Origin of the sequence: Streptomyces sp. NPDC059828, from assembly GCF_042731955.1 — a bacterium.
Taxonomy (GTDB): Bacteria; Actinomycetota; Actinomycetes; order Streptomycetales; family Streptomycetaceae; genus Streptomyces.
Genome location: NZ_JBHWIW010000021.1, coordinates 1 through 15962 on the forward strand (window position 1 = coordinate 1; position 15962 = coordinate 15962).

Genomic DNA, 15962 nt, shown 5'->3' on the forward strand with positions numbered 1-15962 from the left:
ACCGTTATCTACCCGACCTATGTCGTCGGCTGCTTCTTTTGTTTATAAGACACCGCCGCCCCCACCCGGGGGGGCCCCCGGCTTTCACAGCCGGGGCCACCGCTAGTGGGCCGATCGGGCGGTTCAGACCACCGCGCCCGCCGGGAGCTCGACCTTCGCGCCCAGCTCCACGAGCTTCTCCATGAAGTTCTCGTAGCCTCGGTTGATCAGGCCGATCCCGTGCACCCGCGAGGTGCCCTGCGCTGCCAGCGCCGCGATCAGATACGAGAACCCGCCCCGCAGGTCCGGGATGACCAGATCCGCGCCCTGGAGCTTCGTGGGGCCGGACACCACCGCCGAGTGCAGGAAGTTGCGCTGGCCGAAGCGGCAGTCGGAGCCGCCCAGGCACTCCCGGTACAGCTGGATGTGCGCGCCCATCTGGTTCAACGCCGAGGTGAAGCCCAGCCGCGACTCGTACACCGTCTCGTGCACGATCGACAGGCCCGCCGCCTGCGTCAGCGCCACGACCAGCGGCTGCTGCCAGTCCGTCTGGAAGCCGGGGTGCACGTCCGTCTCCAGGGCGATCGCGTTGAGCGAGCCCCCGGGATGCCAGAAGCGGATGCCCTCGTCGTCGATCTCGAAGGCGCCACCCACCCTCCGGTAGGTGTTCAGGAAGGTCATCATCGAGCGCTGCTGCGCTCCGCGCACATAGATGTTGCCCTCGGTCGCCAGGGCCGCCGAGGCCCAGGACGCGGCCTCCAGGCGGTCCGGGAGCGCCCGGTGGGTGTAGCCGCCGAGCCGCTCGACGCCGGTGATCCGGATCGTACGGTCGGTGTCCACCGAGATCATCGCCCCCATCTTCTGCAGCACGCAGATGAGGTCCTCGATCTCCGGCTCCACGGCCGCGTTGGACAGCTCCGTGACACCCTCGGCGAGCACGGCGGTCAGCAGTACCTGCTCGGTCGAGCCGACCGACGGGTACGGCAGCCGGATCTTGCAGCCGCGCAGCCGCTGCGGAGCCTCCAGGTACTGCCCGTCCGCACGCTTCTCGATCTTCGCGCCGAACTGGCGCAGCACGTCGAAGTGGAAGTCGATCGGCCGACCGCCGATGTCACAGCCGCCGAGACCGGGGATGAAGGCATGGCCCAGGCGGTGCAGCAGCGGCCCGCAGAAGAGGATCGGGATCCGGGAGGAACCCGCGTGGGCGTCGATGTCGGCGACGTTCGCGCTCTCCACGTATGTCGGGTCGAGCACCAGCTCACCGGGCTCGTCACCCGGGCGCACCGTCACACCGTGCAGCTGGAGCAGTCCGCGCACCACCCGCACATCACGGATATCGGGCACATTGCGCAGCCGGCTCGGCTCGCTGCCGAGCAGCGCGGCGACCATGGCCTTCGGCACCAGGTTCTTGGCGCCGCGGACGCGGATCTCGCCCACCAGCGGGGTTCCGCCGTGGACAAGCAGTACATCGTCTGTGCCGGTCATGAAACTCGCGTTCCGGAGGGTCCCCCTCCATGGTGCGAGGGGGAGGTCGGGCAGGGGCCAGGGAAAAGGTTAAGGCCCTCCTACCCGTGTTCAGTAAGGCCAAGGGCACTACGTATGCGTAATGAATTCGGCACAATACGCTCTGTTCGGGCGCGCCTGCGGAGGGTTACCGTCCGTTTCGCCGTGGCCCCGGGGTGCGCGCGCCCCGGCAGCGTTTCGGCGCTGCCGCCGGCAGTGCGCCCTGAGCTGCGCCGGTTCACCCTCGGTGCATGCGCCGCCGCTCCGGTTCGCACTCCGACGTCCGCTCCCCACGGAGGGCGAAGATGCGAGATCATGTCTCGCATGACCGAGGTGTCCTCCCTCACAGGGCGGCTGCTCGTCGCCACACCGGCCCTCGCGGATCCGAACTTCGACCGCGCGGTGGTCCTCCTGCTGGACCACGACGACGAGGGCTCGCTCGGCGTGGTCCTGAACCGGCCCACCCCCGTCGTCGTCGGCGACATCCTGGAACCCTGGGCGACCCTGGCCGGCGACCCGGGAGTGGTGTTCCAGGGCGGCCCGGTCTCGCTGGACTCGGCCCTCGGTGTCGCCGTCATCCCGGGCGACGAGGGCCCGCTGGGCTGGCGCCGGGTGCACGGGGCGATCGGCCTGGTCGACCTGGAGGCTCCGCCCGAGCTGCTCGCGTCGGCCCTCGGCTCGCTGCGGATCTTCGCGGGCTACGCGGGCTGGGGTCCGGGCCAGCTGGAGGACGAGCTCACCGAGGGTGCCTGGTACGTCGTCGAGTCGGAGCCGGGCGACGTGTCGTCCCCGCGCCCGGAGAGCCTGTGGCGGGCGGTCCTGCGCCGCCAGCGCAACGAGCTGGCGATGGTCGCCACGTACCCGGACGACCCCTCACTCAACTGACGTTGCCGAGGTGCCCGCCGCCCTCACGCCGCGAAGCGGCCGTCCTTCAGTACCCTTGGCACCTATGAGCACTCTCGAGCCCGAGCGCGGGGCAGGTACGGGCACCCTCGTAGAGCCGGCACCGCAGGTGTCGCACGGCGACGGCGACCACGAGCGCTTCGCCCACTACGTCCAGAAGGACAAGATCATGGCGAGCGCCCTCGACGGCACTCCCGTGGTGGCACTGTGCGGAAAGGTCTGGGTGCCGGGGCGTGACCCCAAGAAGTACCCGGTCTGTCCCATGTGCAAGGAGATCTACGAGTCCATGGGCTCGGGTGGCGACAAGGGCAAGGACGGCGGCAAGGACAAGTAGGCGGTCCTTCCGTACCGGACGGCCTCCAGGGGTGCGCTGCGGGCGCTCCCCCGGAGGCCGTTCTGCGTCAGCTCGCGGTGGGGCTGGTGGCGGTGTTTCCCGGGCAGGCCCGGCGCCAGAGGGTGCTCGGACGCGCGATCGAGGGGGCGCCCCCAAACGTGTGAGCCCGGCAACAAGGGGGGTGCTCAACGGGCCGGTTCCTGAGACCGTGGGCGGCTACGGGAAAAGTCGTACAAGGGACGCGGAAGAGCGAGAACCCGCACGTGGCACCACCGTCGCGGCAAACCGGGCAGTCACCCATCCTTGGGATGTCCGGTGCGGAGGTGCCGCTCATCCGAGTCGCTGACCCTCGCGCCGGACTGCTCGGAAGATGTGCCAGAGTTGCCACCTCCGGGCGGTGAGCACGTACGGTACGGCAACACAGTCGGACAGCACGGACAGCCGGGGACACCGGGAAGGGGCAGCTGGGTTGACCACGCACGCATCGCAGGCGACGCAGCCCGTGACGCTGCCGGCTTCGCTCGACGAGGCCGTGGCGGCGCTCAGCGCCATGCCCGCTGCCGTGCCGGTCGCGGGCGGCACGGATCTGATGGCCGCCGTCAACAAGGGCCGACTGCGGCCCGCGGGTCTGGTCGGTCTCGGCCGTATCAACGAGATCCGAGGCTGGCAGTACCAGGACGGACACGCGCTGCTCGGCGCGGGACTCACCCACGCCCGGATGGGCAGGCCCGACTTCGCCGCGCTGATCCCGGCACTGGCCGCGTCCGCGCGCGCCGCGGGACCGCCGCAGATCCGCAACGCGGGCACCCTTGGCGGCAACATCGCCAGTGCGGCCCCCACCGGCGACACCCTGCCCGTGCTGGCGGCCCTGGAGGCTGAGCTGATCGTCGCGGGCCCCGGTGGTACGCGCCGTGAGCTCCCGGTCTCCCATCTGCTGGCCGGCCGGGACATGCTGCGCCCGGCCGAGCTGATCGGCTTCGTACGTGTGCCGCTGCTGCACGCCCCCCAGGTGTTCTTCAAGGTCACGGGGCGCACCGGCCCCGGCCGGGCGTCGGCGTCCGTCGCCGTCGTGCTCGACCCGGCCAGGCGCGGGGTTCGGTGCGCGGTCGGCGCGATCGCCCCTATGCCGCTGCGCCCGCTGGAAGCGGAGCAGTGGATCGCGTCACTGATCGACTGGGACGGTGAGCGCGGGCTGGCCCCTGAGGCGCTGACCGCCTTCGGGGAGTACGTGGCGGCCGCCTGCATCCCGGACCCGGAAGGGAGCGAGCAGCTGCCGCCCGCGATCCTGCACCTGCGGCGCACGGTCGCCGCGCTGGCCCGACGAGCACTGGGGAGGGCACTGTCGTGAGTACGGAAGAGAACGGCCCGCAGCGGCCGGAACAGCAGCGCCCTGCGCACGAGGCGCATGAGCGGCAGCACGGGGGCCGCTGGCAGCCCATCCCGCAGGGTGAGTACGACTCCGATATGACGGCCTTCGTCCAGCTGCCCCAGGACGGCAGCCTGGACGCCCCGCTCGCGGCGCCCGGCCACGGTTTCGTTCCGCCGCCCATGATCATGCCGCTGACGTCCACGGCGGACAACGCCCAGACCTGGCCGGAGCCGGAGCCACGCGACCCGCACGACCCGCATGCGACCGCGCAGTGGACGTTCCCCGACGTGGCGCACCCGACGCACGGCGGAGCGCCTGACGGTCCGGTGATGCACGGCGAGACGGCGCACGGCGAGACGCACGCCGAGACGAGCGAGTTGACCGGCCAGTGGACCATCCCGCTGGCCCAGGGGGACCTTCCGGAGGAGTCCGGCGAGTACTCGCCGGCGGCGCTGGAGTCCCAGTGGGCCGGCCACACGCCGCCCGCCACCCTTCCGGGCGGCGCGCCCGCGCCGTGGGCGGAGCCCACCGGAGCCTCGGAAGCGCCTGCCCACGAGTCCGCTCCCGAGCCCGGGGGCCCGGGGTCCTATCCGTCGACCCTGCCCGGTGGCGCCCCAGCACCCTGGGCGGCGGCGGTGGAGGCGGAGCCGGAAAGCACGGAGACGGAGGCGGCCGAGCCGGAAGGCGCCGGCGAACCCGCCGACCAGCCTGAAGCGGAGGTCGCGGAGGTCGCGGATGCCGACGCCCCGGCCTTCGACGACCATGACGCGGCCGCGGCGGCGCCCGCTCTGTCCACCCCGTCCAGCGACGAGCACCCGCACACCTCGTATGTCCTGCGGGTCAACGGCGCCGACCGCCCCGTCGCGGACGCCTGGGTGGGCGAATCCCTGCTCTACGTCCTGCGGGAGCGGCTCGGCCTCGCAGGCGCGAAGGACGGCTGCTCGCAGGGCGAGTGCGGTGCGTGCAACGTCCAGGTCGACGGCCGGCTGGTCGCCTCCTGCCTCGTCCCCGCGGCCACGGCGGCCGGCTCGGAGGTCCGCACGGTCGAGGGTCTGGCCGTGGACGGTGAGCCCTCCGACGTGCAGCGCGCCCTCGCGACCCGTGGCGCCGTCCAGTGCGGCTTCTGCATCCCCGGCATGGCCATGACCGTCCACGATCTGCTGGAGGGCAACCACGCCCCCACCGAGCTGGAGACCCGCCGGGCACTGTGCGGCAACCTCTGCCGCTGCTCCGGCTACCGCGGTGTCCTCGACGCCGTGCGCGAGGTCGTCGGGGAGCGCGAGGCGGCAGCCGCCGAGTCCGCGGGGTCCGCCGGCGAGGCCGTCGCCCGCATCCCGCACCAGGCGCCCCCAGGGGCGGGTAGTGTCCAGCCCCACCCGCATGACGGAGGCATGGCGTGAGCAACGACGCGGCCACCACTGCGGCCACCTCCACGGCCCCGGCGCCCCAGGCGGTCGACGGCTCTCCGCTGGAGGCGCCCGCCCACGGACTCGGTGCCTCGCTGCCGCAGACCGACGCCCGCGCCAAGACCGAGGGCACGTTCCCGTACGCCTCCGACCTGTGGGCGGAAGGTCTGCTGTGGGCCGCGCTCCTGCGCTCCCCGCACCCCCACGCCCGTATCACCGCCATCGACACCGCCGCCGCGGCCGCGATGCCCGGTGTACGAGCCGTCGTCACCCACACCGACGTCCCCGGCGACGCGGCATACGGCCGCAGTGTCGCCGACCGCCCGGTCTTCGCGTCCGACCTGGTACGGCACCACGGTGAGGCGATCGCCGCCGTCGCCGCCGACCATCCCGACACCGCCCGGCTCGCGGCGGCCGCGATCGCGGTCGAGTACGAGATCCTCGAACCGGTCACCGATCCCGAGCAGGCCTTCGCCGCAGAACCGCTGCACCCCGACGGCAACCTGATCCGGCATATCCCGCTCAGCTACGGCGACCCCGGGACGACCGGCGAGACCGTCGTCGAGGGCCTGTACCGGATCGGCCGCCAGGACCCGGCCCCCATCGGGGCCGAGGCGGGCCTCGCCGTGCCGCGCCCCGACGGCGGCGTCGAGATCTACACCGCCTCCACCGACCCGCACACCGACCGCGATCTGGCCGCCGCCTGCTTCGGTCTTCCACCCGAGCAGGTGAAGCTGGTCGTCACCGGGGTGCCCGGTGCGACCGGTGACCGCGAGGACCCCGGCTTCCAGATCCCGCTCGGCCTGCTGGCGCTCAGAACCGGCTGTCCGGTGAAGCTGGCCGCCACCCGCGAGGAGTCCTTCCTCGGCCACGCCCACCGGCACCCCACCCTGCTGCGGTACCGCCACCACGCCGACGCCCAGGGCCGTCTGGTGAAGGTGGAGGCACAGATCCTGCTCGACGCCGGGGCCTACGCCGACGCCTCGTCCGAGTCCCTGGCCGCCGCCGTGGCCTTCGCCTGCGGCCCCTACGTCGTGCCGCACGCCTTCATCGAGGGCTGGGCCGTACGCACCAACAACCCGCCGTCCGGCCACGTGCGGGGCGAGGGCGCGATGCAGGTGTGCGCCGCCTACGAGGCGCAGATGGACAAGCTGGCTGCGAAGCTGGGCCTCGACCCCCTCGAACTCCGGATGCGCAACGTCCTGGCGACCGGTGACCTCCTGCCCACCGGCCAGACGGTCACCTGCCCCGCCCCGGTCGCGGAACTGCTCCAGGCCGTACGCGACTTCCCGCTGCCGCCGCTGCCCCTGGACGCCCCCGAGGACGCCTGGCTCCTCCCCGGCGGCGCCGAGGGCGCGGGCGAACCGGGTGCGGTGCGCCGTGGCGTCGGCTACGCGCTGGGCATGGTCCACATGCTCGGCGCCGAGGGCAAGGACGAGGTCTCGACGGCGACGGTCAAGGTCCAGGACGGCATCGCCACCGTGATCTGCGCGGCCGTGGAGACCGGCCAGGGCTTCTCCACGCTGGCCCGGCAGATCGTCCAGGAGACCCTCGGGATCGACGAGGTCCATGTCGCCCCCGTCGACACCGACCAGCCCCCGGCGGGCCCCGCCACCCATGGCCGTCACACCTGGGTGTCGGGCGGCGCGGTCGAGCGCGCAGCGAAGATGGTCCGCACCCAGCTGCTCCAGCCGCTGGCGCACAAGTTCGGGATGTCCACCGAGCTGCTCCAGATCACCGACGGCAAGATCACCTCGTATGACGGTGTGCTGTCCACGACCGTCACCGAGGCCATGGACGGTAAGGAACTCTGGGCCACCGCCCAGTGCCGCCCCCACCCCACCGAGCCGCTCGACGGCCAGGGCCAGGGCGACGCCTTCGTCGGGCTCGCCTTCTGCGCCATCCGCGCGGTCGTGGACGTCGACATCGAGCTCGGCTCCGTGCGGGTCGTCGAGATGGCGGTCGCCCAGGACGTCGGCCGTGTCCTCAACCCGGCCCAGCTGGCCGCCCGGATCGAGGCCGGAGTCACCCAGGGCGTCGGCGCGGCCCTCACCGAGAATCTCCGCACCGCCCGCGGCCTGGTCCGCCACCCCGACCTCACGGGCTACGCGCTGCCCACGTCCCTGGACGCCCCCGACATCCACATCGTGCAACTCATCGAGGAACGCGACGTGGTGGCCCCCTTCGGCGCCAAGGCCGCCAGCGCGGTCCCGGTCGTCACCTCCCCGGCGGCCATCGCCTCCGCGGTCCGCGCCGCCACGGGCCGCCCGGTCAACCGCCTTCCGATCCGCCCCCAGGCGGCGGTAGCGGCGGCCGGTTCGTAGGGACGGCACGCGCAGCGACACGACACAGGAAGGGCGGCACCCCCAGTGGGTGCCGCCCTTCCTGTGCGCCCTTCGGCGCTTCGGAGACCGTGGCGGGATTCGAACCCGCGTAACTCGCTTTGCAGACGAGCCCCTGAGCCACTCGGGCACACGGTCATGTGTGGCGTAGGCATTCAGCCTTCGCGTGCGTCGACCGTAGGCGCGCCGTGCGGGGTCGCTCAAGCGTCGCGCCGGGGCTGGCATGCGACTGCAACGCGCCGTTCACGGTGCTTCACAGTGAGCCTCTGTTTCCCGTCCGGGGGCGGGGCGGTAGGCCTCCGGGCGTAGGGCCAAAGGACGACGCAGGTCCCGTCTCGCGACAGGGCCGAGTGTCGTACACGCCCCTTACCCTGAGCTCATGACTGCCCTCAGGCCACGTGAAGCCGACAGCGCCGTCGAGCTCGGGCAAGAGCTCGACGGCGGTGTTCTCGGCAGCCGGTACCGGGCCCTCAGTGCCGGGATCGTCTCCGTCGTGCTGCTGATCGCGTTCGAGGCGACCGCGGTCGGTACGGCCATGCCGGTCGCCGCGCGCGAGCTGCACGGGGTCGGGCTGTACGCGTTCGGGTTCTCGGCGCTGTTCACGACGAGCCTGTTCGGGATGGTCGTGGCGGGGCAGTGGGCGGACCGGCGCGGGCCGCTGGGGCCGCTCAGCGCGGGGATCTCGGCTTTCGCGGCCGGGCTGCTGCTGTGCGGCACCGCGGGCACGATGTGGCAGTTCATCGGGGGGCGGGCCGTCCAGGGTCTCGGCGGCGGGCTGGTGATCGTCGCGCTGTACGTCGTGGTCGGGCGGGCCTATCCGCAGCGCCTTCAGCCGGCCATCATGGCGGCCTTCGCCGCGAGCTGGGTGATCCCGTCGGTGATCGGCCCCCTCGTCGCCGGCACGGTCACCGAACAGCTCGGCTGGCGCTGGGTGTTCCTCGGCATACCGCCGCTGGTCCTGGTGCCGCTCGCGCTCGCGCTGCCCGCGACCCGGCGGATGGCCTCGGGGCCGGTCACCGCCGCGGATCGGGAGACGGCGCCTGCCGCCCGTTTCGACAGCCGCCGGATCAAGCTGGCGCTGGGCATCTCGCTCGGCACCGGGCTGCTGCAGTACGCGGCGCAGGACCTGCGGTGGCTGTCGCTCCTTCCGGCCGCGATGGGCGCGGCGCTGCTGGTGCCGGCCGTGCGCGGGCTGCTGCCGCGCGGTACGTACCGCGCGGCCCGCGGACTGCCGTCCGTGGTGCTGTTGCGCGGGGTCGCGGCCGGTGCCTTCATCTCCGCGGAGTCCTTCGTCCCGCTGATGCTGGTCACCCAGCGCGGTCTTTCCCCGACCCTCGCCGGTCTCTCGCTCGCCGTGGGCGGGGCGACCTGGGCGCTGGGGTCGTTCGTGCAGTCCCGGCCGCGCGTCGAGCCCTATCGCGAGCGCCTCGCGGTGGCCGGCATGGTGCTGGTCGCGGCGGCCATAGCCACCGTGCCCTCCGTGCTGATCCCGTCCGTGCCGGTGGCGGTCGTGGCCGTGGCCTGGGGGTGGGGCTGCTTCGGGATGGGGCTGGTGATCAGCTCCACGAGTGTGCTGCTGCTGAAGCTGTCACCGCCCGAGGAGTCCGGGGCGAACTCGGCGGCGCTCCAGATATCCGACGGACTGTCCAACGTGCTGCTGCTCGCCGTCGGAGGCGCCGCGTTCGCGGCCCTCGGCGGCGGTGCGGTGGGGGCTCATACGGCCACGGCCGCGCAGGGTTCGCATCCGCTGGCGTTCGCGGCGGTGTACGTACCGATGGCGGCGGTGGCGCTGGTGGGGGTCTGGGTGGCGACGAGGCTGGGTGGGCCGAAAAGCGGCTGACACCGCATGGTACCGCGCGGTACCGTGTAGGCATGGCTGGTCTCAACGTGAGGTTCACCGAGGAAGAGCTGGACGCCCTGCGCGAGCGCGCCGAGGCGGAGGGGCGGAGCATGCAGTCGTTTGCCCATGACGCTGTCATCCGGGCCATAAACGAACACTCGCGGCTGTTCAACGAAGCCGCGGAGCACGTCCTGAAGGTCAGTGGGGAGCTGAACCGGAGGCTTGCATGATGCAGTACCTCACTCTCCCCGAACTGCTCAACCTGGCCGAGCGGCTCGGCGCCACCGAGGTGCGCGACTACGGGCTGCTCGACTCAGCGCTTGCCCGCCCCCAGTCGAGCGTGTTCGGTCAGGACGCCTACCCGGACGTGTGGCAGAAGGCGGCCGCACTGATGGAGTCGCTCGCCCGTAACCACGCCCTCGTTGATGGCAACAAGCGCCTGTCCTGGTATGCCACCTGGGTTTTCCTGCACATGAACGGGCATCCGCTGGACGTGCAGTTCGATGTGGACGAGGCCGAGCAGTTCGTCCTGGACGTGTGTCAGGGCATGCTCGACGTCCCCAAGATCGCTGCACAGCTGCCGAGGTTCGCGCGCTGACTCATCCGCTGTGACGCTCACCGCACCTGCGGGGGACGCGCCCGCGTTCCGCCGGGTCGGGCACCGGGCCACCGGTAGGGTGGCCCGGTTGTCGTACGACCGCACGTAGAACCGAGCGCCCGAACCGGAGACCGTGACTACCACCGCCTCGCACTCCCACCACCTCTCACCCGCCTTCCCCGGCCGCGCCCCCTGGGGTACCGCCAGCAAGCTGCGTGCCTGGCAGCAGGGCGCCATGGACAAGTACATCCAGGAGCAGCCCCGTGACTTCCTGGCGGTGGCGACCCCCGGCGCCGGTAAGACGACCTTCGCGCTCACCCTCGCGTCCTGGTTGCTGCACCACCATGTGGTGCAGCAGATCACCGTCGTCGCGCCGACCGAGCATCTGAAGAAGCAGTGGGCGGCGGCGGCGGCGCGGATCGGTATCAAGCTGGACCCGGACTACAGCGCGGGCCCGTTGAGCAAGGAGTACGACGGCATCGCCATCACCTACGCAGGTGTCGGCGTCCGCCCGATGCTGCACCGAAACCGCAGCGAGCAGCGCAAGACCCTCGTCATCCTTGACGAGATCCACCACGCCGGTGACTCCAAGTCCTGGGGCGAGGCCTGTCTGGAGGCGTTCGAACCGGCGACCCGGCGGCTCGCGCTCACCGGTACGCCGTTCCGCTCCGACACGAACCCCATCCCGTTCGTCACCTACGAGGAGGGCAACGACGGGATCAGGCGGTCCGCCGCCGACTACACGTACGGCTACGGGAACGCGCTCGCCGACAATGTCGTGCGGCCCGTCATCTTCCTCTCCTACAGCGGCAACATGCGCTGGCGCACCAAGGCGGGCGACGAGATCGCCGCCCGGCTCGGCGAGCCGATGACCAAGGACGCGATCTCGCAGGCCTGGCGTACCGCCCTCGATCCGCGCGGTGAGTGGATGCCGAACGTGCTGCGCGCCGCCGACCAGCGGCTGGGCGAGGTCAGGAAGTCGATCCCGGACGCGGGTGGCCTGGTCATCGCCTCGGACCAGGATTCGGCGCGGGCGTACGCCAAGCTGATCCGGGAGATCACCGGCACGAAGGCGACCGTCGTGCTGTCCGACGACACGGGCGCCTCGAAACGGATCGACGAGTTCAGCGAGAACGACGACCGCTGGATGGTCGCCGTCAGGATGGTGTCGGAAGGCGTCGACGTGCCCCGACTCGCGGTGGGGGTCTATGCCACGACGATCTCCACTCCTCTCTTCTTCGCCCAGGCCGTGGGCCGTTTCGTACGGTCGCGGCGGCGCGGCGAGACCGCGTCCGTGTTCCTGCCGACCATCCCCATGCTCCTCGGCTTCGCCAACGAGATGGAGGTCGAGCGCGACCATGTGCTCGACCGCCCCAAGAAGGACGGCGAGGAGGACCCGTACGCCGAGTCGGAGAAGGAGATGGACGAGGCCAACAAGGAGCAGGACGAGGACACCGGCGAGCAGGACATGCTGCCTTTCGAGGCGCTGGAGTCCGATGCGGTCTTCGACCGGGTGATGTACAACGGCGCCGAGTTCGGCATGCAGGCGCATCCCGGTAGCGAGGAGGAGCAGGACTACCTCGGCATCCCGGGGCTGCTCGAACCGGACCAGGTGCAGATGCTGCTCCAGAAGCGCCAGGCGCGTCAGATCGCGCACAGCCGCAAGAAGCCGGACGCGGAGGCCGACCTCCTGGAGCTGCCCGCGGAGCGGCGGCCGGTGATCTCGCACAAGGAGCTGCTGGAGCTGCGCAAGCAGCTCAACACGATGGTCGGCGCCTATGTGCACCAGAGCGGGAAGCCGCACGGCGTGATCCACACCGAGCTGCGGAGGGTGTGCGGCGGACCGCCGAGCGCGGAGGCGACGGCGGGTCAGATCCGGGAGCGGATCAAGAAGGTGCAGGAGTGGGCGACCCGGATGCGGTGACCCCGTCCGCGTGCGGTCGCGATCGTCCGCGCACGCGGCGCGCGTGAGGGTTCGGGCCACCCTGAAACACCCGTGCGCCCCGTACGGCATCCACGCGCCTGTCCTACCCCCTTCCTCGTCTTGCCTCGGCTTTCCCCGGCCTGCCCGCCTGCCCCGGCGCCCGGATTCTGGACGAGGTCTTCCGCTCAGCGGAGCCTGTCGCTACATTCCCCGCATTGACAACGCCCCGTGGCAGCGCCGCCGCGGAGCGCAGCCGGTGTGCCAACCCGCCGGCGGCCTCTCCGTGCGTGCGGTTGCTCCATAGGGACCGGTCCCGCCGAACGGTCCGCGAGAGCGCTGCCGCCACTCACTCCGAACACCGAAGGAGAGGGCGTCGTGACCGCGGAGACTTCCCAGACGCTCGACCGGGGACTGCGTGTCCTCAAGCTGCTCGCCGACACCGACCACGGTCTGACCGTCACCGAGCTGTCCACCAGGCTCGGCGTCAACAGGACGGTCGTCTACCGGCTGCTCGCCACCCTGGAACAGCACGCCCTCGTCCGCCGCGACCTGGGCGGCCGTGCCCGGGTGGGGCTCGGTGTGCTGCGGCTGGGCCGCCAGGTGCATCCGCTGGTACGGGAGGCGGCGATGCCCGCGCTGCGTTCGCTCGCCGAGGACATCGGGGCCACCGCGCATCTGACCCTGGTCGACGGCGCGGAGGCGCTGGCGGTCGCGGTCGTCGAACCGACCTGGACGGACTACCACGTCGCGTACCGGGCGGGCTTCCGGCACCCGTTGGACCGCGGTGCGGCAGGCAGGGCGATCCTCTCCGCCCGCCAAGGGGGGCTCACCGAGCCCATGTGCACCCTCACCCACGGCGAACTGGAGGCCGGTGCGAGCGGCGCGGCAGCGCCGTTGATAGGGGTGACAGGCATCGAGGGCAGTGTCGGGGTCGTCATGCTCGCCGAGGCCGTACCGGAGCGGGTGGGGCCCCGCGTGGTGGAGGCGGCCCGTGAGGTGGCGGAAGCGCTGCGCTGAGGCGGGCGCCCCGGGGCCGGGCTCGTCGTCCGCTGCTGTGCCGCTAGATTGACACCGTGTTCCTCTCTCGACTCCCGCGCCCCTGGGCTCTCGCCGTCTGCGCCGTCCCCGTCGCCGCGCTGCTCGCGGTGGCCGGGCTCGCACCGTTGCCGTTCGCCTTGGCGCAGCCGGGCCAGACCACCAATGTGCTGGGGTCGGACCAGGGGAAGCCGGTGATCACGATCTCCGGCGCGCCCACCCGGCAGCCGGAGGGCGCACTGCGGATGACGACGATCATGGCCACCGGGCCGTCCGCCGACGTGGACTTCGGCGATGTGGTGGACGCGTGGTTCCGCAGCGACCGCGCGGTGCTGCCCCGTGACGCCGTCTACCCGCCCGGGCAGTCCGACAAGCAGATCCAGAAGCACAACGCCGCCGAGATGGCGCGGTCCCAGAACAGCGCGGTGCAGGCGGCCCTCGGCTATCTCGACGAGGACCCGGCGAAGGTGAAGGTCACCCTGAACCTCGCGGACGTCGGCGGCCCCAGCGCCGGACTGCTCTTCGCGCTCGGCATCGTCGACAAGATCGAGGGCAATGGCGCGGGTGGGGATCTGACCGGTGGCCGCGATATCGCGGGTACGGGCACGATCACCCCGGACGGTGAGGTCGGCGCCGTCGGCGGGGTGGCCCTCAAGACCCAGGCGGCGGCCCGGGACGGCGCGAAGGTGTTCCTCGTCCCCAAGGCCGAGTGCATGGACGCCCATGCCGAGGCGCCCAAGGACATGCGGCTGATCCCGGTGACGACGCTGAAGGACACCGTGGACGCACTGCGGCTCCTGGGCAAGGGCTCGGACAAGGTCCCGACCTGCTGAGTCGCCGCCGCTCAGGGGGAGCCTTCCGGTAGCTCCGCCCGACTCGCCGACTCGCCGACTCGCCGACTCGCCGACTCGCCGCGTCAACGGTCGAGGCGATGGCGGACCCACCCGGACCCTCCCGGGCTCAGCGGCGGGCGTCCGCCGCCGCCTGCTCCACCAGCGGGATGACGCGCAGCGGCACCGGGTTCTCCATGACGATCGCCGTCGACGCCCGCACGATCCCCTCGAATCCCACCACCCGGTCGATCACCCGCTGGAGGTCGGCGTTGGAGCGTGCGACGAGCCGGCAGAGCATGTCGCCGTGGCCCGTCGTCGTGTGCAGTTCCAGCACCTCGGGGACGGTCGCCAGATGGGCCCGTACATCCGTCCCCTCGCCCTGCTTGATCTCCAGGGTCGCGAACGCTGTGACCGGATAGCCGAGGGCTGCCGGGTCCACGTCCGGGCCGAAGCCCCGGATGACCCCGCTGGACTGGAGGCGGTCAAGGCGCGCCTGGACCGTGCCGCGGGCGACCCCCAGACGGCGGGAGGCCTCCAGCACGCCGATGCGGGGCTCACGTGCCAGAAGCACAATCAGTTTGCCGTCAAGCTGATCGATCGTCATCGGAAGCCCTCCGGATGGTCATCATGTACAGATCGCCCGAACATTTCGGACATCGACTGTGCAGGTTGACCAGCCGACAAACAAACTATTGCGCAGCTTGTGGATCGGCGGGAGTCTGCCGCCATGACTGAGATCCAGGAACAGACCCCTCACACCGCCCGGCAGGCCGACCCCTTCCCGGTGAAGGGAATGGACGCGGTCGTCTTCGCCGTGGGCAACGCCAAGCAGGCCGCGCACTACTACTCCACCGCCTTCGGCATGAAGCTCGTCGCCTACTCCGGACCGGAGACCGGCAGTCGCGAGACCGCCTCGTACGTCCTCTCGAACGGCGCCGCCCGCTTCGTCCTCACCTCCGTCATCAAGCCGTCCACCGACTGGGGCCGTTTCCTCGCCGACCATGTCGCCGAGCACGGCGACGGTGTCATCGACCTCGCCATCGAGGTGCCGGACGCCCGTGCGGCGTACGCGTACGCCGTCGAGCACGGCGCGCGCGGCATCGAGGAGCCCTACGAGGTCAAGGACGAGAACGGGACCGTGGTGCTCGCCGCCATCGCCACGTACGGCAAGACGCGCCACACCCTCGTGGACCGCTCCGGTTACGACGGTCCCTACCTGCCCGGCTTCGTCGCCGCCGAGCCGATCGTCGCGCCCCCGGCGAAGCGCACCTTCCAGGCCATCGACCACTGCGTGGGCAATGTCGAGCTCGGCCGGATGAACGAGTGGGTGGCCTTCTACAACAACGTCATGGGCTTCACCAACATGAAGGAGTTCGTCGGCGACGACATCGCGACCGAGTACTCGGCGCTGATGTCGAAGGTCGTCGCGGACGGCACCCTCAAGGTGAAGTTCCCGATCAACGAGCCCGCCATCGCCAAGAAGAAGTCGCAGATCGACGAGTATCTGGAGTTCTACGGCGGCGCGGGTGTGCAGCACATCGCGCTCGCCACGAACGACATCGTGGAGACGGTGCGCACGATGCGCGCGGCCGGAGTGCGGTTCCTGGACACCCCCGACTCGTACTACGACACCCTCGGCGAGTGGGTCGGCGACACCCGGGTCCCGATCGAGACCCTCCGCGAGCTGAAGATCCTCGCCGACCGCGACGAGGACGGCTATTTGCTCCAGATCTTCACCAAGCCGGTCCAGGACCGTCCGACCGTGTTCTTCGAACTCATCGAGCGCCATGGCTCGATGGGCTTCGGCAAGGGCAACTTCAAGGCCCTGTTCGAGGCGATCGAGCGCGAGCAGGACAAGCGCGGCAACCTGTAAAGCCTGTGAGGACAGGGGACGGG

The 15962-nt window shown here is 71.3% G+C and carries 14 protein-coding genes and 1 tRNA gene; 12 read left to right on the top strand and 3 right to left on the bottom strand.

All coding sequences use genetic code 11. The features are described 5' to 3' along the window. Positions 1 to 123: 123 nt before the first annotated feature. On the bottom strand, positions 124 to 1464 hold the full coding sequence (gene murA / locus ACFV6V_RS14975; RefSeq protein WP_385564272.1) for a UDP-N-acetylglucosamine 1-carboxyvinyltransferase: 1341 nt from the start codon (positions 1462 to 1464) through the stop codon (positions 124 to 126). A 342-nt stretch (positions 1465 to 1806) separates the two neighbouring features. Between murA and ACFV6V_RS14980 the strand changes: the two genes are divergently transcribed. The 5 genes from ACFV6V_RS14980 (at position 1807) to ACFV6V_RS15000 (ending at position 7818) form a co-directional block, all read left to right on the top strand. Continuing rightward, the gene (locus ACFV6V_RS14980) at positions 1807 to 2367 is read left to right on the top strand and encodes a YqgE/AlgH family protein (protein ID WP_361290512.1); all 561 of its coding nucleotides are present in this window, start codon (positions 1807 to 1809) and stop codon (positions 2365 to 2367) included. A 64-nt stretch (positions 2368 to 2431) separates the two neighbouring features. Beyond that, complete coding sequence (locus ACFV6V_RS14985) at positions 2432 to 2719, top strand: DUF3039 domain-containing protein (RefSeq protein ID WP_385564275.1); 288 nt, start codon at positions 2432 to 2434, stop codon at positions 2717 to 2719. Positions 2720 to 3188: 469 nt separating this feature from the next. After that, complete coding sequence (locus ACFV6V_RS14990; RefSeq protein ID WP_385564278.1) at positions 3189 to 4067, top strand: FAD binding domain-containing protein; 879 nt, start codon at positions 3189 to 3191, stop codon at positions 4065 to 4067. Next, positions 4064 to 5488, top strand: coding sequence for a 2Fe-2S iron-sulfur cluster-binding protein (locus tag ACFV6V_RS14995; RefSeq protein WP_385564281.1), 1425 nt, complete (start codon positions 4064 to 4066; stop codon positions 5486 to 5488). Before ACFV6V_RS14990 ends, ACFV6V_RS14995 begins: the two co-directional genes overlap by 4 nt. Further along, a complete protein-coding gene (locus ACFV6V_RS15000) occupies positions 5485 to 7818 on the top strand; it encodes a molybdopterin cofactor-binding domain-containing protein (RefSeq protein WP_385564283.1) in 2334 nt (777 codons plus the stop codon). The genes ACFV6V_RS14995 and ACFV6V_RS15000 overlap by 4 nt, the downstream gene beginning before the upstream one ends. A gap of 84 nt (positions 7819 to 7902) precedes the next feature. Here the strand turns inward: ACFV6V_RS15000 and ACFV6V_RS15005 are convergent. Then, positions 7903 to 7974: transfer RNA gene (locus ACFV6V_RS15005), tRNA-Cys, on the bottom strand. Between the two features lie 241 nt (positions 7975 to 8215). Between ACFV6V_RS15005 and ACFV6V_RS15010 the strand changes: the two genes are divergently transcribed. The 6 genes from ACFV6V_RS15010 (at position 8216) to ACFV6V_RS15035 (ending at position 14066) form a co-directional block, all read left to right on the top strand. Beyond that, positions 8216 to 9676: an MFS transporter gene (locus tag ACFV6V_RS15010; RefSeq protein WP_385564286.1), complete on the top strand. Its 1461-nt coding sequence runs from the start codon at positions 8216 to 8218 to the stop codon at positions 9674 to 9676. A gap of 32 nt (positions 9677 to 9708) precedes the next feature. Continuing rightward, entirely contained in the window at positions 9709 to 9906 is a 198-nt protein-coding gene (locus tag ACFV6V_RS15015; RefSeq protein WP_351810035.1) for an Arc family DNA-binding protein, read from the top strand. Continuing rightward, a complete protein-coding gene (locus ACFV6V_RS15020) occupies positions 9906 to 10274 on the top strand; it encodes a type II toxin-antitoxin system death-on-curing family toxin (protein ID WP_385564541.1) in 369 nt (122 codons plus the stop codon). The genes ACFV6V_RS15015 and ACFV6V_RS15020 overlap by 1 nt, the downstream gene beginning before the upstream one ends. A gap of 133 nt (positions 10275 to 10407) precedes the next feature. Beyond that, entirely contained in the window at positions 10408 to 12198 is a 1791-nt protein-coding gene (locus tag ACFV6V_RS15025) for a DEAD/DEAH box helicase (protein WP_385564289.1), read from the top strand. A 375-nt stretch (positions 12199 to 12573) separates the two neighbouring features. Continuing rightward, a complete protein-coding gene (locus tag ACFV6V_RS15030; RefSeq protein ID WP_385564292.1) occupies positions 12574 to 13215 on the top strand; it encodes an IclR family transcriptional regulator in 642 nt (213 codons plus the stop codon). A gap of 56 nt (positions 13216 to 13271) precedes the next feature. Further along, positions 13272 to 14066: a S16 family serine protease gene (locus tag ACFV6V_RS15035; RefSeq protein WP_385564294.1), complete on the top strand. Its 795-nt coding sequence runs from the start codon at positions 13272 to 13274 to the stop codon at positions 14064 to 14066. A gap of 127 nt (positions 14067 to 14193) precedes the next feature. On the opposite strand, the gene ACFV6V_RS15040 is transcribed toward ACFV6V_RS15035, so the two are convergent. Further along, positions 14194 to 14670, bottom strand: a complete 477-nt coding sequence (locus ACFV6V_RS15040) for an Lrp/AsnC family transcriptional regulator (protein WP_385564297.1) — start codon at positions 14668 to 14670, stop codon at positions 14194 to 14196. 123 nt (positions 14671 to 14793) lie between these two features. Between ACFV6V_RS15040 and hppD the strand changes: the two genes are divergently transcribed. Further along, positions 14794 to 15939, top strand: coding sequence for a 4-hydroxyphenylpyruvate dioxygenase (gene hppD, locus ACFV6V_RS15045; protein WP_385564300.1), 1146 nt, complete (start codon positions 14794 to 14796; stop codon positions 15937 to 15939). Positions 15940 to 15962 lie beyond the last annotated feature (23 nt).